The sequence below is a fragment of the Candidatus Nitrosotalea sp. FS genome (assembly GCF_011319475.1).
In the GTDB taxonomy this organism is placed as follows: domain Archaea; phylum Thermoproteota; class Nitrososphaeria; order Nitrososphaerales; family Nitrosopumilaceae; genus Nitrosotalea.
Genome location: NZ_RCMC01000271.1, coordinates 3,913 through 25,611, shown reverse-complemented (window position 1 = coordinate 25,611; position 21,699 = coordinate 3,913). Strand labels below are relative to the sequence as shown.

Genomic DNA, 21,699 nt, shown 5'->3' with positions numbered 1-21,699 from the left:
TTTAAAACCAGCACCGAAATCTGATCATGAGTTGTTCTGGAGAGACTATTGAACCGGAGAATGAATTCATTCAGATCAAACCCATGATTTTGAGTCAATTAAAAAAGGCAAAATATGGAATTTCAGATCACGCAACTGTAGAATTATGTCATTGGACAAAAAAGTCATTCAAGGATGGCGGTCAATGTTACAAACACAAGTTTTATGGCATTTCAACCCACAGATGCATGGAATTTTCACCAGCTGGAATGTTTTGCGAAAATAGGTGTGTATACTGTTGGAGACCAATGGAATTTTACAGTGCTCTGAAGATGCCAGAAGATAAAGTTGCACCTCCAGAAGTTATCATGACTAACTTGATGGAAGAGAGAAGAAAGTTGATCATGGGTCATTACGGAGATCCAAAAAGTAACAAAGAAAAGCTTGATGAATCATTACTTCCAAGCCATTATGCAATTTCATTATCAGGTGAGCCTACTATGTATCCACAGTTACCAGATCTGATAAAATATCTAAAGAGCCTACAAAATACAAAATCAATCTTCCTTGTAACTAATGGTCAAGAACCTGAAATGCTGCAAAGATTAAGAGATGAAGATGCTTTACCAACACAGTTGTACCTATCAACAAATGCTCCAAACTATGAGACCTTTACCCTAGTCAATAGGCCAAAATATAAGGATGCATGGGAGAGATGGAATACAAGCTTGGAGATGCTTGCGGAACTGGATACAAGAACTGTACTACGATTTACTTTGATCAAGGATTATAACGCAGATGAAAAACTAATTCCTGAATATGCAGAAATGATAAAGCGTTCTGATGCGCATTTTATAGAAATAAAATCGTACATGCATGTAGGTAGATCAACTAACAGATTGCAGTATTCAAATTCTCCAGACATGTCAGAGATAAGACATTTTGCAAATGAACTAGCAAAACAGAGTGGAATCTATTCAGTCATGGATGAAAGTGATATGTCTAGGATTGTTGTTCTTCAAAATCAAAACCGATTTACTGACCGCTGGATTTCTTCTTATTTAGATACCAATTAGAGAAATTTTTCAATGCCAGGTATCTGTGTGATATTTGATTTTTTTCTTTAAGTTGAGAATATGTTTTATTCTTTCCTGTCGGAATAAAGATGGGATCAAAACCCCATCGTTTGCCATGTTCTTTTTTTGATATTGAACCAGCCACATCTGCGCTAAACAAGTGTACATCTCCATCTCTTTCACAATATGCAATAATTGATCTAAATACCGCATCTCGTTTTACAGATACAAGACGCAAAATTCCTTTGTTCCCTATGGTATCAAATACAAATGAGGAATAGGGTCCTGGAAATCCATTTAACGATTTAATGAAAAGACCCGCATCTTCTACAATTATAGGCTTTGAATAAATAGAAAATGCCTTCATGGCTTTATGAGTAGCAATTTCTTCCAAGGTATCTGCCTGAATTTCTTGTAAATGAGACTTTAGAAATTCTAGTTTTAAACCAAACTTTGAGGCAATATTTTGTGCCTCTTCAAACTTGTTTTTGTTTGAGCTTACAAAAAATATGTCAGACAACATTTGCATATCTACCTCTTTTTTCTATTACTGAAACATGACTTAGGACTTTTTCTGTCAGCATATTTCCCAATATTTTCCTGTATCCCAGTACAAAAGAGACCCAAGCATCTTCTACAATTTGAGCATGTGCACTGTTTAGAACTTCCTTGAATAAACGAAGATCAATTGCATAATCATCTATCTTGTCAGTTTTTTGTGAAAGCCCAAAATCAAGTATTACCAATCCCTGATCTGAGAGAATGAAATTGGATGTAGTCAAATCTCCGTGCATTATACCATTTTTGTGAAGAGTTCCAACTATTTTACCTATTTCTGTACACATCTTTATGATTTTATTCAAGGGAAGATCTCGAACAAGTTTTCCTTTTATGAGTTGAAGATATATTTCACATTTTTTCTCATCTACAAAATAAACAAGTGGTGTAGTTATTCCGAAAGATTTAGTCTCTGAGATCATTTTTGCTTCCCTTATTGTTCTCAGGGTTCGTATACGCATATCAAGTGAATGAACTCGATAATCTTTCTTTTTCCTTATTTTTAAAATAGAATCTAATCCATTCCAAATTGCAACATAAATATCTGCTTCTGCACCTTTTTTTACAAGTTTCAATGAAAGACTAGTCTGGCAAACATAATTTAAGTTACAATCATGTTATTTCGTCAAACTAGTTTTTAGAACAATAATTTTGTAAAAATACAATTATAACACAGGATGCAAGACGAGTGAATATGGAACCAGATGAGAAGAGAATAATACAAGAGGATTGTTCCGAAGACTCGTTAGGTCCTGGAATTCTTACATTAACAAATAAGAGAATTGCCTTTGACAAGACAGAAGGTAGAATAATTGATTTTTCAAAGAAATTTGGAAAAACAGTTTTAGAAGCAAATCTCAATCAGATAACAGAGGTAGCAAAAGAGGGCAGACTGATAAAAAAAGTACGAATAAAGATAAAAACAAACGAAAGTGAAAAAATCTACAAGTTTGGAGTATACAACACAGGAAAATGGGAAAAAGACGTGAAAGAAGCTATTTCCAAGTATTCTGCCTAATAGAGAACTTCAACTGTATCTAGTCTCCAAGATTGTTTTACAAAAGTATCTTTCAGATCTAGTCCAGGTTTTTTTGATGATTCCAATAATCCAATCCAGGATATTTGAGAACCACAGTCTCCAGCATATTCTTTTGGGACTACAAAAAACTTGCAGTTGTGTCTTTCACATATGCTTGAAAGTATGTTAGACAACCTCTTGTTTGCTGCAACCCCGCCAACAACCAAGAGTTCTTTTTTTCCTGTAAATGAGAGTGCCCTTTCGGTAGCCTCGCCTATCATAGAGAATGCAGTTTCTTGCAACGAGAAACATGCTGACTCTATTCCCTTTGGAATCACTCGTTTTGTTGCAGACAATAAACCTGAAAATGATACATCATTTCCCTTTACAACATAAGGCAATGGGATATACTCTGTTGATTTTAACGCAAGTTCTTCAATTCGTGGTCCACATGGTGATGCAAACCCAGAATATCTTCCAATTTGATCAAGTAATTGTCCCAGAGTAATATCCAGCGTTTCACCAAAAACTCTCCACTTCTTTGAAAGAAATGCCAAAATCATAGTATGACCTCCTGAGACAAGCAATACCAAAGGATCTTTTGCTCCAGTCAACATTTTTCCAAGTTCGATATGACCTAATGCATGATTTACAGGATATATTGGAATATTATAATAAGAAGCAAGAGATCTTGCCACAACTGCGCCAATCCTCAAACATGGTCCAAGACCTGGACCTGCTGCATAGGATATCATATCTAGATCACTTATTGTTACATGAGACTCTTTGAGACATTCTGAAAGTACTTGTGGTGAATTTTCAGCGTGATGTCGAGATGCTTCTCTTGGATGTATTCCTTCTCCTTCCGGAGGTCTGTAGATCTTTCGTACATCAGAAAGAATTTTTCCCTGTCTTCCTTTTTTTTCTACTATTGCACAGGAAAATGTGTGAGCTGTGCTCTCTATTCCAAGGCTTAGCATGCTATCCCCTACTCAGAGTCGATACTATTTTCAAGACGTCGCCATTTTTGAGCTGATGTTCTGCACCCACTCTTTGCTTTGTCTTTGCATCTATGGCAAAAAGAAATCCCTTTGCAAGATCTTGATGTATAGACTTTGCCAGATCTCTTGCAGTTGCACCCACACGTAAGAGTTTTGCATCAGGTAGTACTTCTCCATTTTTGTTACACAGTTTTGTTTCATCTTCCACAGGAAATACCGTAATCATTTGTAAAAGATCAAAACATGCATAGTCAAGAACCCGTTGGACTCCAGTTCCATCCAATTTCGACATGACTTTTTCCGCTAGCTCAAGAGCCTTTTGCTGTGGTGGATTCAGATTAAGCCCATCTTTTATCTTAAATGACTTTGCACCAGGCAGGTAATCTATAATGCCATTTTTTGCAGCTTTTCTTAGAAGGAGTTCAGTTTCTGCACTACATGCAACAGCTGGGTGTATTTTTTTAAACTCATCCAAGATACCTAGATCATGGCATAAATCCGATTTATTTGCAGCTATGATAATGGGCTTTGTTCGTTTTCTGAGTGTTTTAATAAATGTGGAAAGATCATCTTCATTCCAGTCATGAGGTTTCTTTGACTGTAAATTCAAGGTATGCACAACAGATTCTACATCATATTCATCTATTCCCAATCCACTAAATCTCTGTGCAATTGCTTGAATCACCTTCCCGCTTTTACTCTCTAATTCTCTAGCAAGTTTTTGCCATTCTCGTTGAAGTATTTGTTTCATCCATTGATCAAACTCCTCTTCAACAAATTTTACATCTTCCATAGGATCATGAGTTCCTACAGGAACAGACTGACCTTGTATGTCGGTAGAGCCAGAAGCATCTATTACATGAATTAAAACTTCAGATGTCCTTGCATCATCTAGAAATTTGTTACCAAGACCCTTACCTTCATGAGCCCCAGGTACAAGGCCTGCAACATCAATTAGCTTGACTGCAATATACCTAGTTCCATTAATGCATAATGGATGATTGTGTGTCATGGCAAAATGTTTGCATGCACAATCGGTCTTAACATATGCAATTCCCACATTTGGTTCAATAGTTGTAAAGGGGTAATTTCCAATCTGCGCAGTTGTCTGAGTTGCAGCTGAAAAAAATGTCGATTTGCCAACATTAGTTTTCCCCAATAGACCAATTTGCATGCAAAAGAGTCCGAGATATGCTCTTATTAGTATTCCAAAAGCGTTTAATTTCAATTCATTTGATGACATTTATTGAACATAATAACTGGAAATCCTGGAACAGGCAAGCATACTATAGCCAAGTTGATTTCAAAAAAGCTGAATCTTGAGATTATCGATATCAACAAGATTGCAATAGAACAAGGATTAACTAAAAAGAATAACCATGCTCTTGACGTAGATGTAAACAAGCTAAAAAAAATAATAGATAAAAAGGCATCAGAAAATTCCATACTAGTAGGGCATCTTGCACCATATGTAATAGATTCAAAGAATGTCAAAGTATCAGTTGTATTAAGAAAGAGCCCATACAGACTTCAACCAATATACAAGAAAAGAAAATACTCAACCAAAAAATCACTTGAAAATCTCGGTAGCGAGATATTAGGCATAACATATTATGACGCAGTACGAGAATTTGGTAAGAAAAAGACATTTCAAATTGATACAAGTGATATATCAATTTCTGCTACTGCAAAGAAGGTGGAATTAATTTTTAAGAGAAAAAGTACAAAGGAAGATAAAATAGACTGGCTACACATGATTCTCAAAAAAGGAGACATGCAAAAATTCTTTCCATACTAGATTCAAATTACGTCGTATTTGGCTATAATGTAAAATGTTTGAGATAAAAAAATCAGATATGGCAGGAAGAATAGGAATACTGCATACAAATCATGGTAAAATTGAAACTCCTGCATTTGTTCCAGTAATTCATCCCGTCAAGCAAAAAATTCCCGCTAAAAAATTAAGAGAGATGGGATTTGATCTGGTCATAACAAATGCATACATAACATTGAAGAGGTATGGAGACGAGGCAATAAAACAAGGCATTCACAAGATAATTGATTATGACGGTGCAATAATGACAGATTCTGGCGGATATCAAGTCCTAGAATATGGTGACATTGATGTTGATTATAGAAAAATTGCGGACTTTGAAAAAGGAATAAAGACAGATATTGCAATTCCTCTTGATCGTCCAACAGGACTTGGACTATCAAAAAAGAAAGCAATAGAGTATGTACAGCATACACTACGAGTCTCAAAAGAGACATTGGACACAAGAGATGACAATGGACAGATTTGGGTCGGGCCAATTCAGGGTAGCGAACATTCTGATCTAGTCAAAAAATCAACAAAGGCACTCATTGATTCAGGTTTTCAGATGTTAGCATTAGGCAGTCCAGTGGAGTTTATGGAATCATATGAATACAAATTACTTGCCAAAATGATAATGACTGCAAAGAAGAACATTCCAGATTCCATTCCGCTTCATTTGTTTGGGGCAGGACATCCACTTACAATACCACTTGCAGTATCCCTTGGTTGTGATACCTTTGATTCTGCATCATACATGCTGTATGCAAAACATGATAGATACATCATGGAGGATGGCACTGCACACATTTCAGAAGTAGCATATTTTGCCTGCAACTGCGAAATCTGTACCAGAATAAAACCAAAGGAGATGTCATCTCTAGACAAAGAGGAAAGAACTAACAAAATTGCACTTCATAATCTGTATGCCATAAAGGCCGAAGTGGACAGGGTAAAGGAGGCCATTCATGAGGGACGACTATGGGAATACACCATAAGAAAGGCACGTGCCCATCCCAAATTATTTGAGAGCATACCAGTTTTTACCAAAAATACATCGTTTTTCACAGAAACTACTCCTAGATACAAGGATAATGCAGTGTTTCTATTCTCAAAAGAGGATCAATTCAGACCTGAAGTTTTGAGATTTCATTTGCTCGTACGCAAATTTAGGACAAAAAAGAAGACCCTAGTAATTGTTCCAGATGGTGGAGTCAGACCATTTTACGCGTCATCAGAATATAACAGCCTGAAAAAGAAATTCTCTTCTAAACTTGATGACATACAGTTTTGTCAATACAACCCATATCTAGGAATAATACCTGTGGAGTTATCAGATGTTTATCCTGCAGCTCACTATGTCATATCGGATACAGATTATGATTATGATGAGTTTCCAGAATTTGCCAAGACTTGGAACATGTTTCTTAAACACAACAAATTCAAAAACATCTATGCAATGAAAGATGAATTTTTAAAGTTCCATTCCAAGGGAATGAAAATAAAATTAAGATTTTTCAATACTAAAAAATAATAAAAAAGAAGATAGATTCCGCTTTTATAGTGCGGCGTCTTCTGCCCAGCCTTTTACGAATATACCGTTCTTGTGTAGAGGTACTGGTTGACCTGGAGTGTAAGTCATTGGTCTCATCCAGAAGATTGCTTTTGTTGGGCAAACTCCAATGCATGCTCCGTCTGAGATGCATCTTTCTGGATAAAATACAAATGCTTTACCTCTCTTCCAACCATCTACTGGTTTTACACGAAGAACGTCTGGGCCAAGAGAAGTACAGATTTCTACACATAGTGCACAACCTATACATCTCTGTTCATCAACGTCTGGAAGAATTGCGATTGGCATTCTGTTTTTGATCTTTCATCGTTTGCTATTTAAATGATCTGCAAAATCTATAACGGAGTTATAGAATTATTTCAATTTCAAAAAGAAAAGAAAAACAAAAAGAAAGTATAAATGATATTTTTACTTCTTTATTTGGCGCATTGCTTCAATCTGGCCTGATGTTACCCAGTCAAGCAATTCCGCAGATGTAGGATTTAGATCTCCTTTCTGATTCATCATATTGTGAACCCAAATCCAGTTTATTTGATTCAATAATGGTTTGTTTCCTTCATCGCCTCTTCGAACTTTGTCTCTGAGGTCTTTTGGGATTGTACTCCACCATTGTTCAAAAGTTCTACCCATACTCGGATCATTTTTTTTTGATCTAATTAAGTCTTTTGTAAATTATGCAAGATACATAACAGATCAGACCAAGATCAAGTGCTAAAGATTTAAAAGTCCTTTGGAAAAGTTTTGAATTCTTGCAAGTAAGAGTATTGGGGGCAGCCAGGGAAGTGGGCAGATCAGCTTTCCAAGTCAATTGTGACGGGGCTAGTTTTCTATTAGACTATGGAGTAGAGCTAAAAAAGGAGTCATTATATCCAATTTCGGTTAACCCACATGAAATTAATGCTGCCATCATAACTCATGCTCACCTAGATCACTCAGGAAACATGCCTTCACTCTTTGTAAATGGCAGTACTGATGTATATGCCACTCCCCCGACATTTGACCTTTCAAGATTATTAATTGAAGATATGCTCAGAATTCAGAAAAGTCAACTACCGTATGATTTTGCCAGTGTTTCAAAGATGATGATGCATTCAAGAGAGATAAAATACAAAGAGAAGGTGGAACGAGGAAATGCATCTTTTCAACTGCTTGAATCAGGCCATGTTTTAGGTGGGGCATCAGTTCTAGTAGAATCTGAAAATAAGAGGCTGTTTTACACTGCAGATATCAATCCGAGAGGATCAAGAATGCTAAGAGAGGCAGATCTTGATTTTGGAGAGATTGATTTGATCATTACAGAGAGTACATATTCCCAAACAAACCAGATGCCTCGAAATGAATCAGAAGAAAAATTCATGGAATTTGCATATGAAGTACTAGATAGAAAAGGCTCATTATTTGTGCCTGCTTTTTCAGTAGAAAGATCACAAGAGATTGCATGTGTCCTAAAGAATGCAGGGTTCAAACATAGAATTGTAATGGACGGTATGGCTGTTAAAGTAAATGAGATAATGTTGAACTATCCAGAATATTTACGTGATCCAAAAGTCTTTTCTGATTCTGTTCATCAAGCAATATGGATAAAGGGAGAAAAAGAAAGAAAGAGAGCATTAGATGAACCAGCTGTCATAATTTCACCTGCAGGTATGTTAGTTGGTGGGTCCGCAGTATTTTATTTACAACACTTGGCAGCAGACAAGAAAAACGGTATTGCATTGGTATCATATCAAGGAGAGGAACACCAGGAAGAAAACTTTTGGACACCGGCAGAGTAGGTATGAGAGGGAAAGAATTCAAGTGTGAAGCAGAAGTAAGACAGTTTGAATTTTCAGGACATGCAGATAGAAATTCTCTTTTTGAGATGATGAAAAAAATCAAGGGCAATCCCAAGGTTCTCACCATTCATGGAGACAGCGACTCTTGTACAAAGTTTGCAGACGAGATACATGAAAAGTTTGGGTTTGATGCTCATGCACCAGAAGCTGGTGAAACAATAAACGTATAACATGCAGAAGACATTTACCGCAATAAACATAGAAACTACAATTAACAGTGGACAGGTTTTCCTCTGGAATAAAATTAAAGATCAATGGGTAGGCATAGATGGTCAGGATCTTATCATTTTAAACCAATCACCGTTTAGTGCTAAATCAGCATCCAACAATATAGACAATTTTTTTAGAGCAGACGATAACCTAAAAAAAATATTATTAGACATTAGTAGAGACAAGATAGTAGCAGGTGCAGTAAAACAATCACCAGGACTGAGATTGATAAGACAAGATCCGTTTCAATGCTACATATCTTTTATCTGTTCTTCAAATTCATCCATACAAAATATCAAATCAATGTTAGAAAATTTGTGCAAAAAGTTTGGCACCAGGAAGAGGTTTGAAGGATATGAGTTGACCACATTTCCAAAAGCTGAGACACTTGCAAATGCATCCATGAGAGAGCTGATCGAGTGTAAACTTGGATTTAGAGCAAAATATGTCAAAGAGGCATCTCAGGCAGTGGAATCTGGAAAGATTGATTTTGCATTATTAAAGAAAGCTGATTATCATACTACTTTAGAATCTCTGAAAAAAATTCGTGGAATAGGCAACAAGGTAGCAGATTGCATTGCATTATTTTCTCTTGACAAAATGGAAGCATTTCCAATTGATAGGTGGACACAAAGAATTTTGTTGAAATATTACAAAAAGTTTTTCAGTAATGTTACAGAAAAACCTGTGACAGAAAAAAAATATGAAAAACTTCACGGTGAAATTTTAGAATATTTTGGTCCATATGCAGGTTATTCACAACAATTTCTCTTCAAGATGGAAAGGGATCTTAACAAAAAAAATTGGTTGTAAAAACCCTTAATATGGCTACTAATTGCCCGGTATTTGGGCCTGTAGCTCAGCTTGGATAGAGTGCTGGACTTCTAATCCAGTGGTCAAGGGATCGAAGCCCTTCGGGCCCGCTTTCTAGATAATACAAAGAAAAAATCTTACACATGTTCCAATAATTTAATTATCTTCACCTGAAGATCAGATACAATATGAAAGACATCGAGTTGAAATTAGAAAACATGACTTTCAAGCGTAATGAGACAATAAGAGGAAAGATCCAAGTAAATTATTCAGGAAGATATGATGGTGTAGTAGTAAATACCCAAATTCTAGGCTCTAATCAACTGATAGTATATAGATCATATAATAACAAATCCATATCACAGAATCTCTCAAGATTGTTTATCAACAAAAATGACATGCAACAAAATTCAGTAGAGTTTACGGCTTCTATAGAATTTGAACCAAAAGAGATTCATGAGATAAAATTTAGAGCATCAATAATTCAGGAGCATAAAGAGATCGAAAGCGATGTTGTTTTTGGGAAGTTAATGCCCTAGATTTTATAATTTTCCTAGGACGTTAAAGCCCCATGTTCTATGGTTATCTGTCCCTTCATCCATGGATGAGGTTCGCAGTGATATGGCACAACTACTTCTTGTGTAAAGACAAATTGATAGCTGGCACCTGGTTTGATAACTCCAGGAGAGCCAAAGTCTCCACTATATTGGTCCTTGAATGGCTTATCAGGGGTTACTGTATGAGCAGTTTCACCAGTATTCTTCCAAACGACTAGATTATTTACTCCAAGTTGAGCCTTGGTGGTTTTTGGCGTAAAGTTTTGCTCTTGTGCTGAGTTTTCTGCACCAGGAACAATAATTATTGTTGTAGTGTCACCTGGTTTGAGAATTTTTTCCGGAATTATTGGCTTGGCATTAAGTTCTGGTATAAAATAAAGCTGATAATATGAAACACCTATGGCAGCACCTACAATAACTGCAATTAATCCTATTCCATACGCATGACTGGAGGATGGAAGACTCAAACTATTTGCCAATCTTGTTTTTAGTCTTATAAAGCTATACAAAAAATAATTAAAACGAATTATGAATTGATCTCTAGGATTAAGATCTACGAAGGCAGAGTTGCAGCTGATTCTTTACCATCAAGTGGTTTTGGAGATTCAGACTCGGCAGGCGGTGGAGTAGGGATCTTCTTTGCTTCATTTAGTCCGTGTCTGTACAAATGGAATAGTCCAGCAAATACCATAAGAATCAGTCCAGTTAGGAATAGTGCAAAGTTTTTCATTCCACTCAGAGCTGCATTGTATGCTGCGATGTTAAGATATACTTGGAATGCCAAAAGTCCTACAATTAACCAATTTATCCATTTTCCAGAGAGATTGATAGGTGATGCTTTATGTGGACCTTTTGAAGCTGCCAATTTTGCCTTTCTTTCGGATTCTTTTGCAAGCAATATCATCATATATGAGAATCCAAATCCTATTGGAACAAGCAATAGCATTATCAGGTAGAAAAATATCGGATCAATTACAAGTCTAGCAACTAGAGGTTTTGTTACATCAGGTGTAATGTAAAAGCCCCAATATGTTGTCACCATAACTTGCGTTATTCCAGTAATTCCAAATGCGGTTACTATTGGCCTATCTTTCCATGAGAATTTCTTGTATCGGTCTATAAATGGAGTCATTGCAATTGCTACAATGAATATGCCTGGCCATAGTACTCCTGTTACAAATTTGTCATATTGCGTTCTCAAGAATGCATAGATTCCAGTAAGATACCATTCAGGTACAGTGATACCTGGCGGTACCGTGGGTTCAAATTTGGAACCAAGGTCCACTGGGAAGACTCCACCTGTCAGAAATATTGCTCCCGAGATTGCCATACCATTGGCACATCAAAGACCAAGAATCGTGGCATGTGAACTGCCATAAGTCCCAACATTACTATCGGTAAGAGAAATACGTGCATCGTATAGAACCTGAGAATAAAGTCAGCAAATCCAGATCCAAACATGGCATCACGAATTGTAGGTCCTACCACTGGCATAGAATTTGTAAGCGATGCTGCTATACTGATTGCAAGTTCAGCGCGTTCACTAAATATAATATCATAACCGGTAAAGGCTTCCAAGATAGTTACAGTACCAAGTACTACACCAGTAACCCAAATGATTTCATTTCGTATCTTGTATCTACCACTAAAGTATTGATAATACATGTGAAGTACTGCAAGTAGAACCATTGCATTTGATGCGTGATAGTGAATATTTCGTATCATAAATCCATATGGAACAGTATCATTGATTTTGGCAACACTGTCCCAAGCTCTATCTAATATTGGTTGATAATAGAACATCAATAACGCACCAGTGATTCCAAGAATTACAAATATTACAAATGTGAGCATTCCCAAGAATCCGAAAGGACTTACAAATCTTGCAGGAAATGAAAACTTGGTACCGATGAATACAGTTCGTTCCAGCCCATCCCAAATCCAGTAGAAGAAATCTACTAGACCGTTTCTACGTTTTAAGGAAACGACCATATCCTACTACTCCATTTTCGTTTACAGACCACACAGCTGGTTTAATCCATAAATTTCCATCATTATCTGTTTCAAAATAAAGAGTTGCCAATACATTTGACGGCGATGCCTGAAGTGAAGCAGGTCCTGCAAATGCTTTTCCATTCAATGGATTGTACATACTTCCATGACATGGACATTCACCTCTTTTTCTACCTTCTTGTGGCCAGTATTTCCACAAACACCACAAATGCAAACAAACCATACTATAGGCTCTAAAAGCGCTAACATCATCCTTGTCACCACCAAGTTCTTCTGGTAATCGTATAAACTGCCATTTTTTGAATGCCTCCTGATCAAGTACAGAGTCTCCTGTTTTTGGATAAGTGATAACCTCGGAGTGATTCTTTGGGAAAGTCTTGACGTTTGCCTGTGTTCCGTCAGGCAAGATGACTTGAGCTCTCTCAAGGGAAGCATTAGACGGATTTGGCATGAATTTACCCCATGGCACAAACGGCGTAAATGTCAAAGCAACTCCGGCGGCTCCAAGTAATTTAAGAAAATCACGTCTAGATAGGGCATCCTTGGCAGAATCTTGCTCAGACATCCAAAGCTCCGTTCTTGAAAAATTGCATATAAACCTTGTCTAGCCTCTTTTTGAAATTTTCAATCTTTTCAAAGTGAAAATGGTTATTGTAGATACAATTCCAATCCCAACTAGGATCTCAAAAATTATGAGATTCTGATCGCTTCCAGTTGAGTTAGACATAACATTTGGAGAATTGTCTACATTTAACACAATGTCTGCAATTCCAGTATTTCCTGCCCTGTCTTTTGCAGTTACCGGAATAGTATAGTTTCCATTTGTGATAGAGGTTGTATCAAATTGGATATTTTTGACATCATGGAAGATCTGTTTTGGAGTTTGCACAGTAAGCCAGTCTTTTTGTGCAGGATTTAGTTCATTTACATCTAAATCAATATCAACTATCCCAGAAACTTGAGAATTGTTCTTTGGCGATTTTACTATAATCTGTGGCGTAGTGTTATCTATAACAAACTTGAATTCTTTTGAAACATCATGACCTACAGTATCAGTTATTGTAAATTGAATATCATGTTCTCCTTCAGAAAGACTTTTCACATCTTTTGCCAGTCCAGTTTGGTTAATTGTTTTTGGTTCAGTGCCATCAAGATAATATTTTGCATCCTCAATTCCTTGTCCAATTATTTTTGGATTCATGGTGTAATTACTATTAATGAAAAGTGGAATGTCTACAATCAACTGAGGTTGAGACTCTATTGGTAATAGAGTGGAAAATTTGGTAGTAATAGTAACAGGTTCTGAGATTGATCTTCCTCCAAACAATGGAGCATGTATCAACACAGAATAAACACCAGTTTGATTTACCGATGCGTATAATGCAGTAGATGTTGTGTCCTTGTTCTTTACCGGATAAAATCCTCCCCCTTCACTAAATGAGGTGCTTGGACCAAGCCAGTCACTGGTTGGCCACCCCTGGAACTGTCCCATCACACCTGGAGGATTATTTGTTTGAATAATTTTTCCCTGTGGATCTATTACAAAGACAGATAGGTTTGTGTCAGGATCTTTCCAAGATAGAGTCATTGCAATAGAATTGATTGTTTTATCAGTTACATCAAAATAATATTGACGCCAGTCTCCTGCATTATACCTGTTTGACATATCAAATCCTCCTCCAATGTACCCGTTTCCATATAGTGTATCCCCTTGTTGTCCTTGTATTACAGTGGGAAGATCTTTTGGTTGAAGTTTTTTCAGTACGGCATATGAAACTGGAACATTAACAGCATGTGATCTTCCTTCAAATTTGACAAATGCTTGGTACAATCCAGGAGATTGGTCCAAAGGAACAATCAGTGTGGCCATTATTTTTGCAGACCCATGGNTGTATTACAGTGGGAAGATCTTTTGGTTGAAGTTTTTTCATTACAACATACGAAACGGGAACATTTACAGCATGTGATCTTCCTTCAAATTTGACAAATGCTTGGTACAATCCTGGAGATTGATCCAAAGGAACAATCAGAGTAGCGATTATTTTTGCAGATTCGTGTGGCTTGATTGAAACATTTTTTGAATTCGTCCAGATTTGATTCCATGGTATTTTTTTGTAATAACTTGCAGTCAGTGTATAGTCAGATGATGTAGAGTTTTTCTTTGTGTCACCTGTCCAGTATGAATACCTAGTAGGCACAGGATAAACACCAACTAGAGGAATGTGTTTTATCTTCGTAGCAGGCTCGGAAACCCTGAGTTCTTGTACAGTTCCCCATGAACCACCTCTATTTATCAAAGAGAGATCGTTTGAGACGGGTACAGATGTATCATTTTTCTTGTCCCAGTCGTACAGGTACAAGGACGATATCTTCATGTCATCAGCATATGTTTTTGCAGACGAATTCATAAATTGTGAAAATGGAAATGCCAGGTTGAGAACTAGTAGAGAAGCATCATCTGGAACAGGATTAGTCTTTTCAAAGAACGATGTCAATCCAGTATAATTTTTGATTTCTTGCAATGGAACATAATCAGGTCTATAGACTCCAGATTTTTTTATCAACGGATCTTGTAATCGTACTTGAGTGGTTCCATTGTACACATCATATTTTATTAATCCAAGTTTTTGCGGCTCAACATTAATCTCCAACGTATGATTAGTAGGATTCACTATTGTAAAAGTAGCAGACGTTCTATCTCCAGGATACAATCTACCACCAAACCAAGATGTTTCAGGTAATGAAGAATTGGTGAGATTTATTTTTGTTAGACCAACTGATGAGGAGTTCATCGAATCCAAAGCAGAATCTAAAATCTTCTTTGTATTACTATACGATGCATCGTTGTATACTGTAAATACATCATCGTTTCCTAAGACAAAATTTACTGCATTTGTTACATTGACCAGTCCAGAACCTTGAGAGAATGGATCGTTTCCAAGATCAGTTGCAGTTGACATTAAAATATTTTTTATTGTAAATGGATTGTATGGAATATTTTTGTCTTTTAGACTCTCCATCAGAATTGCTGCAGAGCCTGCAACCAGAGGTGCAGCCAAGCTTGTTCCACCAAATAAACCATATTGGTTCGTATTGTTTTTACTTGATTTTGTTATTGATGTAGGAACATAGCTATATTCACCTACTGCCATAAGATCTGGCTTTGGGTCTCCAATAAGAGATGGTCCCTTGCTAGAAAACCCCGACACTTCACCAAAATGAGAAGTATTGTTGCCAAATCGTGGTTGATTCTTAAATGAACCATAACCCACAAAGACATTATCAGTTACTGCTCCCACTGTAATTCCAAACGGTGCAGCATCAGGAGTTCCCATTGTACCATAACCAGGTCCTGCATTACCAGAACTACTAACCATCAAGATTCCAGGATAGTTCACATCAAGAGAATGTGGAACACAAAGTGCACCAAGTAATAGCGACTGCACATCAAGTCCTGGAACTGACTGGAGTGCAGGAAAAGTCGAGATTCCCCAGCTGTTTGATATTATATCTACTCGAGTATTTCCAGTATACTTCCATTGATTTTTTTCCTGGTCAAATCCAGCAGCCCAGAGCCATCCATAGATCGCATCACCCACCAAAGCGCCTTGATAGGAACTATTTTTGCTCCAGGAGCAACCCCAAGTATATGATACTTTGTAGAATTTGTGTAGATGCCATAGCTTTGTTTTCCACTAGAGGTTATGGAACCAGCAGTACCTGTTCCATGTCCTCCAAAATCATACATTATTCCAAAGAAATTTCCGTGAGGATCTAGAGGAGGAAGAAGTGTGCCATTGATTGCTCCTAGCTTTTTGTCAACTAGAGACGGTTTTGTAATTACACCATATACATCAAGAACATGTGCACCTACTGTTCCTGCTCCATAGTCAAGATTGCCATCATGATTTGAATCATAGACAAGATTTTCGTTACCTTTTCCAAGTGTAATTGTAGACTCATCAGTAAAATCATAATCATATGTTGGAACGGTAAAACTATCAAACTTTTGATAATCTTTCCAAGAATCAGACATGTCTGCTATTATAGTATCATAAAATCCAGGAATGTTGGAATCAACTACAAGAACCGGCACTAGNAATTGTAGACTCATCAGTAAAATCATAATCATATGTTGGAGCGGTAAAACTATCAAATTTTTGATAATCTTTCCAAGAATCAGACATATCTGCAATTATAGTATCATAAAATCCAGGAATGTTTGAATCAACTACAAGAACCGGCACCAGTTGTAGTCTATAATATTGACCTTGGGATATGTTTTCGTATATCATGCCAAAGTGATACACCCCACTCTTTGAGAGGATAAAGTGTCTAGGGTCTTTTCCTATTTTATAATCACTTGGTACAGTTCCATTTAGAACTGGATTTCCACCTTTTGGATATAATGAGTTGTAGACTTGGACATAAGTTCCCTTGCCATTTTTGTGCAGATTAAGAAACACCCCCTTTGAAGTCACATATACAAAAGATGTGACATTTTTCGGTATGGTATGTGTATAATTTTGTATTATGCCTTTATCATTGATATTTGCGACAAATGTTGCGTTAGTCAGTACAATACCTTGTCCATCAGCATCAATCATTATGGGAGCATTATTTTTGTCACGGGCTATTGAATCCCTTACATCTGGATTTGTAAAGTCAGTTCCAGTATCTACTATTCCTATCTTGATTCCGTTTCCCGTATATCCATAATTATGTAATACATTATCAGAGCCCAGAATGTTGCCAATTCGTGATACATCAGTTGTTGGCGTATCAGGTGTTACCGAGTCAAACTCTAATGGTAGATCTTCCATCACATTATATCCATTTAATTTCAAGTTTGAGACTTGATCTTGATTGAAAAAACCCAGTGCAAGAGAACCATGAATTGAATTCATTCCATAGATAATTCCATTAGCTTGTGAGACTATATTTTCTACAGATCGTGGACCAAATACAATATATCTTTTGACTACATCTTGATATGAAGCTGGTTGAAAATTTATGAGACCTGACACTTGATCTGTTTTGATGTTTATGTTATTGTGTGGAAGATCTACATCGTATGATCCCAATGCTGTTTTTGGGAAAATAGAAAGTAACAAGACAATGATCAAAAAAAATCCTATCTTTGAGATGGAGTTTTTTTTTACCATGGAGTTTATCGTCGCCGAGCAAGAATTGTTATTTGTAGTGCTATAATTATTGCTATGAGAGCCACGACAGGAAGAAACAATGAGTTTAGTTGCGTAGATGCTTGGTCAATACTTCCAACTGAATCAGACATTTTGGTTACACTCGTGTTCAGATTGTGGTTTGCCTGAGTGATAGACTGTTGACTACTGTTTAGTACAGTTCCAAATCCTTGAATTTCGGATTTTAGTTTGTCAAGTTCCTTAGAAGTAGAATCCAAAACAGTATTTAATTGTAGTATTTGATTAGATATTCCTTCGATATTTTGTTTGAGTACCAGGGTGGCAACAGAGCCATTTGCAGTAGTACCCTTACTTACTGCAGTTATGTGAAAGATGTATGTACCTTCCTGGGTTGGGGTAAAGTCTACATAAAATAGTCCTTGGTGTAGAGTTTTTATCGAGTCTGAAATGTTGACTACACTACCATCTGGCATGTGAACATGTGATGAGCCAAGTACAGTAGAAGGATTTCCTGCAACCAGTAATCCATCACTTGTAACCTGAATAAAGACTCGGAATGTTTGATTAACAGCTGCGCTCTGCGGAGCAAATACAGATGCTTGAACAATTGGTTGTTGTGGTACTTGAATCAATGATGAATTTGCCAAAAATTTTACATCAATTATCTTTGATGTACCTTGTTCTTTTGTGGCAATTGCTTCTACAGAATATGTTCCGTATGAATAGTTAGTTGTGGCATTAGGCCATCGTATCAATATATGACTAAAAGCACCAGTGTCATCAGCATTTATTTGATTGAATTGAGCTATGGTTCCATCTGGTGCAAATAATCTAATTATTAGAGGTTCATTTGGAAGAGCCTGGCCATAGACAAGAAGAGGTTGGCCCTTAGAATATACATCTCGGTCAGTAGACAACTCCAAAGCAAAAGCCTCTGTCAAGAAATTACTTGTAACTACAAGGAGTAACAATCCAAATATCAGTAGCTTCAATCTAGATATGATTTTGCCAGCCCATAGATATTGGTTCTGCTATATTGATATGGTAAACATTGTCAAAAATTCTACTCGTTAGAGTATCGCTCAGGATTCATAGAGTTTATTGCCACCATTGAGAAATTCGCTTGCTCATTTTTTAATATAGTGAGAGATGCGTTTCTAATTATCATCTCATATAACAATTCAGGTTTGGGTTGGAGTACTGTGGATATCATTGATTTGATAGGATCCATGTGTGTAACAAGCAGAATTGTTTCATCATTGTGTTTTTTCAGGCAATATGAAACCATGTCCAGAACTCTTTTTTTAACACTTGCAAATGTCTCGATCCCATTTGTTTCAACTATCGGGTGACCTTGATAGAATTTTAAGAAGACATTTCCATGTTTTTTGAACATGTCATCATAATGCATTCCAGAAAATGATCCCATGTCAATTTCTGTTAGTCTTTCATCAACAGTACAGTCAAGGCCTACGCTGTTGGCAACTATTTTAGCTGTATGTTCTGCCCTTTCTATTGGGCTGCAATATATCCTAGATACGTTAAATGGTTTGAGAAAGTNCCTACGCTGTTGGCAACTATTTTAGCTGTATGTTCTGCTCTCTCTATTGGACTACAATATATCCTAGATATGTTAAATGATTTGAGAAAGTCTCCTATTTGCTGCGCCTGTTGAATTCCTAGTTCAGTTAGAGGAAATCCTTTTGTGCGCNAGTCTCCTATTTGCTGCGCCTGTTGAATTCCTAGTTCAGTCAAAGGAAATCCTTTTGTTCGTCCAGCTAAAATTCGTTCAACATTATTTTTGGCTTGGCCGTGTCGTAGAAAAAGAACTAGTGGCAATAACGATTACAATTATTGAATAAAGATAATAATAACATTGCTTGTGCTTGATTTCATGAAGATTGGAATAATTGGTGGAACTGGCGGAATGGGTAAAGGGTTTGCTCTACGATGGTGTGAAAATCATGATGTCATAATTGGTTCAAGAGAATCTCCCAAGGCAGAAGAAGCTGCTAGAGAATATTCAGAATTAGCACAAAAAGAATATGTTTCCTTTAAAGGAAAGATTTCAGGAAAAGACAACACTAGCGTTGCAAAAGAAAGTGATGTTTTGGTTTTGTCAATTCCATATGAAAACATAGATGCAATTTGTTCTCAACTCTTACCTCATGTGAGAGACAATTGTACAGTGATATCTCCAATAGTTCCTTTGATAAAGACCGATCTTGGATTTGAATTTATTTCATTCAAGGACAAGAAGCCATCAGCATTTGAATTGGTTCAAAAACACATGAGGAATAAATCGAGATTGGTTTCTGCATTTCACACAATATCTGAAAAGAAACTAGTTGATCCAAAACTTGTGCTTGATTCTGACATATTTGTTTGTGGGGATGCTGAAGATTCCATAAACATAGTGCGCCAGTTAATAACTGAGATAAAAAATCTCAGACCCATACTATTAGGACCAGGTTCTCTGTCATATCTTGCAGAAGTGGCAACACCGATTCTTCTTAATGCAATGATAAAAAACAAGATGAAGAACCCAGGCATAAAGATAATCTAGTTACTATACCAGTAGTTAGCATGGGCAAAGTAAGAAGAAAGAATTGGTTTACAGCTATGGGCGTGTTGTTTATTGTTGTAGCATCAATTGCAATCATACGAGACTTGCTCATTTGGGGACCAGAATTTACCACAGACTTTTTTACGTCATCAGACATAACAAGTGAAAAAATATCCGTAGGCATGTTTGGCATAGCAGGATTTCTCATTATCCTAGGTCTTAGGGGAGAGAACTATGAAGAATGAAAAGTTTGTAAAATCACAGAAAATTTTGCGACTTGCTACAATAGGTTCTTCTGGAGACCCACACATTGTTCCTGTGTGGTACATGTATACAAATGGTAAATTCTATGTAGGAACAAACACAAATACAAGAAAGGCAAAAAATATCAAAAAAAATTCCAAGATATCATTTTGTGTTGATACAGGAATAAGATCACCTGATATCATTGGTGTGATGGGAATGGGGAGAGCCAAGCTAATTTTAAAGACAGAAATGGTGAAATCAATTTCAAAGAAAATTCTTTTACGATATTTTACTAGTCTAAAAAATAAATCAGCTCAAGAACTTTTGGACCAGACTGACTGCATTATTGAAATAACACCAAAAAAGGTCACAGACTGGAGATATTAGGCAACAAATTTTTCTATTTTATCTAGTGCTTGCTCTAAAATAGGTATATCAGGTAGGAAGACCATTCTAAAGTGACCCGTACCATACTGAGTTCCAAATCCAGAACCATGAACAGTAAGGATTCCAGTTTCCTTTAGTAGTCTGTTACAAACTCTTTATCAGAACCATACTTGTTGTGTTCAATCTTTGGAAATGCATAAAACGCACCTTTTGGATTTGAACAACTTATACCATGCATTCCATTTAGTCTCTTGATTGTATAGTCTCGTCTTTTCTTTAGTTCCAAGACAAACTTGGACACATAATCTTGTGAACCATTAAGTGATTCTAGTGCAGCATACTGTACTGGCAGGTTGGTGGCTATTCTTACTCTAGATAGTTTTGGTACATTTTCTCGTAATAATTCTAGTCTTTTTGATTGATTAAACCCAATGTATCCTACTCGCCAGCCAGACATCAAGTGAACTTTGGAAAATCCGTTAAGCAGAATTACAGGCGAGTCTCCACTTACCTTGCCTATTCCTGTGAATTTTTCGTCAAAGACAATTTGATCATATATCTCATCACAGATGATATACAGATCATGTTCGTTTGCAAGGTCAACCAAATCCTTGAGAGATTTTTCACTAAATACTACACCTGTAGGATTGTTTGGACTGATAAGGCATATTGCAACGGTTTTGCTAGTAATTTTTGATTTTATATCATCAAGGTCTGGAGTTGAATTGTGAAGGTCTACCAAAAATTCTATCGGTTTGCCACCAAACAGTCTGACGTATGATGCATATGGTGGATAGTATGGACCTGGGATTAGCACTTCATCTCCTGCCTCTACAATAGAGGCCATTATCATTTCAAGTCCCTCAGATACACCGTTTGTTACAAGAAT

At 36.7% G+C, this 21,699-nt stretch carries 22 protein-coding genes, 1 tRNA gene and 6 pseudogenes; 11 read left to right on the top strand and 18 right to left on the bottom strand.

Annotated features, from left to right (window positions below):
* The first annotated feature begins 26 nt into the window (after nt 1-26).
* A complete protein-coding gene (gene twy1 / locus DYY66_RS10620) occupies nt 27-1,055 on the top strand; it encodes a 4-demethylwyosine synthase TYW1 (protein ID WP_166289104.1) in 1,029 nt (342 codons plus the stop codon).
* Here twy1 and rdgB read toward each other — a convergent pair.
* Both rdgB and DYY66_RS10610 read right to left on the bottom strand, forming a co-directional pair.
* Nucleotides 1,015-1,578, bottom strand: a complete 564-nt coding sequence (gene rdgB / locus DYY66_RS10615) for an RdgB/HAM1 family non-canonical purine NTP pyrophosphatase (RefSeq protein WP_309224008.1) — start codon at nt 1,576-1,578, stop codon at nt 1,015-1,017. The genes twy1 and rdgB overlap by 41 nt on opposite strands.
* Nucleotides 1,568-2,188, bottom strand: coding sequence for a KEOPS complex kinase/ATPase Bud32 (locus tag DYY66_RS10610; RefSeq protein WP_166289098.1), 621 nt, complete (start codon nt 2,186-2,188; stop codon nt 1,568-1,570). Before DYY66_RS10610 ends, rdgB begins: the two co-directional genes overlap by 11 nt.
* A 119-nt stretch (nt 2,189-2,307) precedes the next feature.
* Here DYY66_RS10610 and DYY66_RS10605 point away from each other — a divergent pair, with 119 nt between their 5' ends.
* Entirely contained in the window at nt 2,308-2,631 is a 324-nt protein-coding gene (locus DYY66_RS10605) for a hypothetical protein (RefSeq protein ID WP_166289095.1), read from the top strand.
* On the opposite strand, the gene kae1 is transcribed toward DYY66_RS10605, so the two are convergent.
* Complete coding sequence (gene kae1 / locus DYY66_RS10600; protein ID WP_166289092.1) at nt 2,628-3,611, bottom strand: KEOPS complex N(6)-L-threonylcarbamoyladenine synthase Kae1; 984 nt, start codon at nt 3,609-3,611, stop codon at nt 2,628-2,630. The two genes, DYY66_RS10605 and kae1, sit on opposite strands and share 4 nt — an antisense overlap.
* A 1-nt stretch (nt 3,612) precedes the next feature.
* Nucleotides 3,613-4,806 (bottom strand): redox-regulated ATPase YchF, encoded by a 1,194-nt coding sequence (locus DYY66_RS10595; RefSeq protein ID WP_166289089.1) that lies wholly within the window; start codon nt 4,804-4,806, stop codon nt 3,613-3,615.
* Nucleotides 4,807-4,878: 72 nt separating this feature from the next.
* Between DYY66_RS10595 and DYY66_RS10590 the strand changes: the two genes are divergently transcribed.
* On the top strand, nt 4,879-5,430 hold the full coding sequence (locus DYY66_RS10590; RefSeq protein ID WP_166289086.1) for an adenylate kinase family protein: 552 nt from the start codon (nt 4,879-4,881) through the stop codon (nt 5,428-5,430).
* A gap of 34 nt (nt 5,431-5,464) precedes the next feature.
* Nucleotides 5,465-6,979, top strand: coding sequence for a tRNA guanosine(15) transglycosylase TgtA (gene tgtA / locus DYY66_RS10585; RefSeq protein ID WP_166289083.1), 1,515 nt, complete (start codon nt 5,465-5,467; stop codon nt 6,977-6,979).
* Nucleotides 6,980-7,003: 24 nt separating this feature from the next.
* Here tgtA and DYY66_RS10580 read toward each other — a convergent pair whose 3' ends face one another.
* Together DYY66_RS10580 and DYY66_RS10575 are read right to left on the bottom strand one after the other, a co-directional pair.
* On the bottom strand, nt 7,004-7,306 hold the full coding sequence (locus DYY66_RS10580; RefSeq protein ID WP_101009005.1) for an ATP-binding protein: 303 nt from the start codon (nt 7,304-7,306) through the stop codon (nt 7,004-7,006).
* 120 nt (nt 7,307-7,426) lie between these two features.
* Nucleotides 7,427-7,648 carry a hypothetical protein gene (locus DYY66_RS10575; protein ID WP_166289080.1) on the bottom strand — a complete coding sequence of 74 codons (222 nt, stop codon included), beginning with the start codon at nt 7,646-7,648 and terminating at the stop codon, nt 7,427-7,429.
* 119 nt (nt 7,649-7,767) lie between these two features.
* Between DYY66_RS10575 and DYY66_RS10570 the strand changes: the two are divergent.
* The 4 genes and pseudogenes from DYY66_RS10570 to DYY66_RS10555 all read left to right on the top strand — a co-directional run bounded on the left by DYY66_RS10570 (nt 7,768) and on the right by DYY66_RS10555 (nt 10,415).
* Nucleotides 7,768-9,023, top strand: a pseudogene (locus tag DYY66_RS10570) (MBL fold metallo-hydrolase).
* Nucleotide 9,024: 1 nt separating this feature from the next.
* Entirely contained in the window at nt 9,025-9,876 is an 852-nt protein-coding gene (locus DYY66_RS10565) for a DNA-3-methyladenine glycosylase (protein WP_166289077.1), read from the top strand.
* A gap of 35 nt (nt 9,877-9,911) precedes the next feature.
* Nucleotides 9,912-9,986 (top strand) — tRNA-Arg (locus tag DYY66_RS10560).
* A gap of 78 nt (nt 9,987-10,064) precedes the next feature.
* Nucleotides 10,065-10,415 carry a hypothetical protein gene (locus DYY66_RS10555; protein ID WP_166289074.1) on the top strand — a complete coding sequence of 117 codons (351 nt, stop codon included), beginning with the start codon at nt 10,065-10,067 and terminating at the stop codon, nt 10,413-10,415.
* 14 nt (nt 10,416-10,429) lie between these two features.
* Here DYY66_RS10555 and DYY66_RS10550 read toward each other — a convergent pair whose 3' ends face one another.
* From DYY66_RS10550 to DYY66_RS14995, 11 genes and pseudogenes are all read right to left on the bottom strand, one after another.
* Nucleotides 10,430-10,900 carry a plastocyanin/azurin family copper-binding protein gene (locus tag DYY66_RS10550; RefSeq protein ID WP_166289071.1) on the bottom strand — a complete coding sequence of 157 codons (471 nt, stop codon included), beginning with the start codon at nt 10,898-10,900 and terminating at the stop codon, nt 10,430-10,432.
* Nucleotides 10,901-10,986: 86 nt separating this feature from the next.
* Nucleotides 10,987-12,425 (bottom strand): annotated as a pseudogene (locus DYY66_RS10545) (cytochrome bc complex cytochrome b subunit).
* On the bottom strand, nt 12,403-13,011 hold the full coding sequence (locus DYY66_RS10540; RefSeq protein WP_166289068.1) for a twin-arginine translocation signal domain-containing protein: 609 nt from the start codon (nt 13,009-13,011) through the stop codon (nt 12,403-12,405). Before DYY66_RS10540 ends, DYY66_RS10545 begins: the two are co-directional and overlap by 23 nt.
* A 39-nt stretch (nt 13,012-13,050) precedes the next feature.
* Nucleotides 13,051-13,647 carry an Ig-like domain-containing protein gene (locus DYY66_RS16595; protein WP_394352641.1) on the bottom strand — a complete coding sequence of 199 codons (597 nt, stop codon included), beginning with the start codon at nt 13,645-13,647 and terminating at the stop codon, nt 13,051-13,053.
* Between the two features lie 689 nt (nt 13,648-14,336).
* On the bottom strand, nt 14,337-16,045 hold a 1,709-nt coding region (locus DYY66_RS16590; protein ID WP_394352639.1), incomplete at its 3' end, for a S8 family serine peptidase.
* Entirely contained in the window at nt 15,958-16,194 is a 237-nt protein-coding gene (locus DYY66_RS16585; protein WP_394352640.1) for a S8 family serine peptidase, read from the bottom strand. The genes DYY66_RS16590 and DYY66_RS16585, both read right to left, overlap by 88 nt.
* A 352-nt stretch (nt 16,195-16,546) precedes the next feature.
* Nucleotides 16,547-17,611, bottom strand: a pseudogene (locus DYY66_RS10520) (peptidase S8); the annotation flags it as partial.
* Nucleotides 17,612-17,616: 5 nt separating this feature from the next.
* A complete protein-coding gene (locus tag DYY66_RS10515; protein WP_255496438.1) occupies nt 17,617-18,603 on the bottom strand; it encodes a methyl-accepting chemotaxis protein in 987 nt (328 codons plus the stop codon).
* A 71-nt stretch (nt 18,604-18,674) separates the two neighbouring features.
* A pseudogene (locus DYY66_RS16580) lies at nt 18,675-19,171 on the bottom strand (histidine phosphatase family protein); the annotation flags it as partial.
* A 1-nt stretch (nt 19,172) separates the two neighbouring features.
* A pseudogene (locus DYY66_RS15000) lies at nt 19,173-19,322 on the bottom strand (histidine phosphatase family protein); the annotation flags it as partial.
* A 1-nt stretch (nt 19,323) separates the two neighbouring features.
* On the bottom strand, nt 19,324-19,450 hold a 127-nt coding region (locus tag DYY66_RS14995; RefSeq protein ID WP_255496440.1), incomplete at its 3' end, for a histidine phosphatase family protein.
* A gap of 55 nt (nt 19,451-19,505) precedes the next feature.
* Here DYY66_RS14995 and npdG point away from each other — a divergent pair.
* From npdG to DYY66_RS10490, 3 genes are read left to right on the top strand one after another with little or no spacing between them, the layout of a single operon-like run.
* Nucleotides 19,506-20,177 carry an NADPH-dependent F420 reductase gene (npdG, locus tag DYY66_RS10500; protein WP_166289053.1) on the top strand — a complete coding sequence of 224 codons (672 nt, stop codon included), beginning with the start codon at nt 19,506-19,508 and terminating at the stop codon, nt 20,175-20,177.
* Nucleotides 20,178-20,197: 20 nt separating this feature from the next.
* Entirely contained in the window at nt 20,198-20,422 is a 225-nt protein-coding gene (locus tag DYY66_RS10495; protein ID WP_166289050.1) for a hypothetical protein, read from the top strand.
* Nucleotides 20,412-20,810, top strand: coding sequence for a pyridoxamine 5'-phosphate oxidase family protein (locus DYY66_RS10490; protein ID WP_166289047.1), 399 nt, complete (start codon nt 20,412-20,414; stop codon nt 20,808-20,810). The genes DYY66_RS10495 and DYY66_RS10490 overlap by 11 nt, the downstream gene beginning before the upstream one ends.
* Here DYY66_RS10490 and DYY66_RS10485 read toward each other — a convergent pair.
* Nucleotides 20,807-21,699, bottom strand: a pseudogene (locus DYY66_RS10485) (aminotransferase class I/II-fold pyridoxal phosphate-dependent enzyme); the annotation flags it as partial. The gene DYY66_RS10490 and the pseudogene DYY66_RS10485 overlap by 4 nt on opposite strands.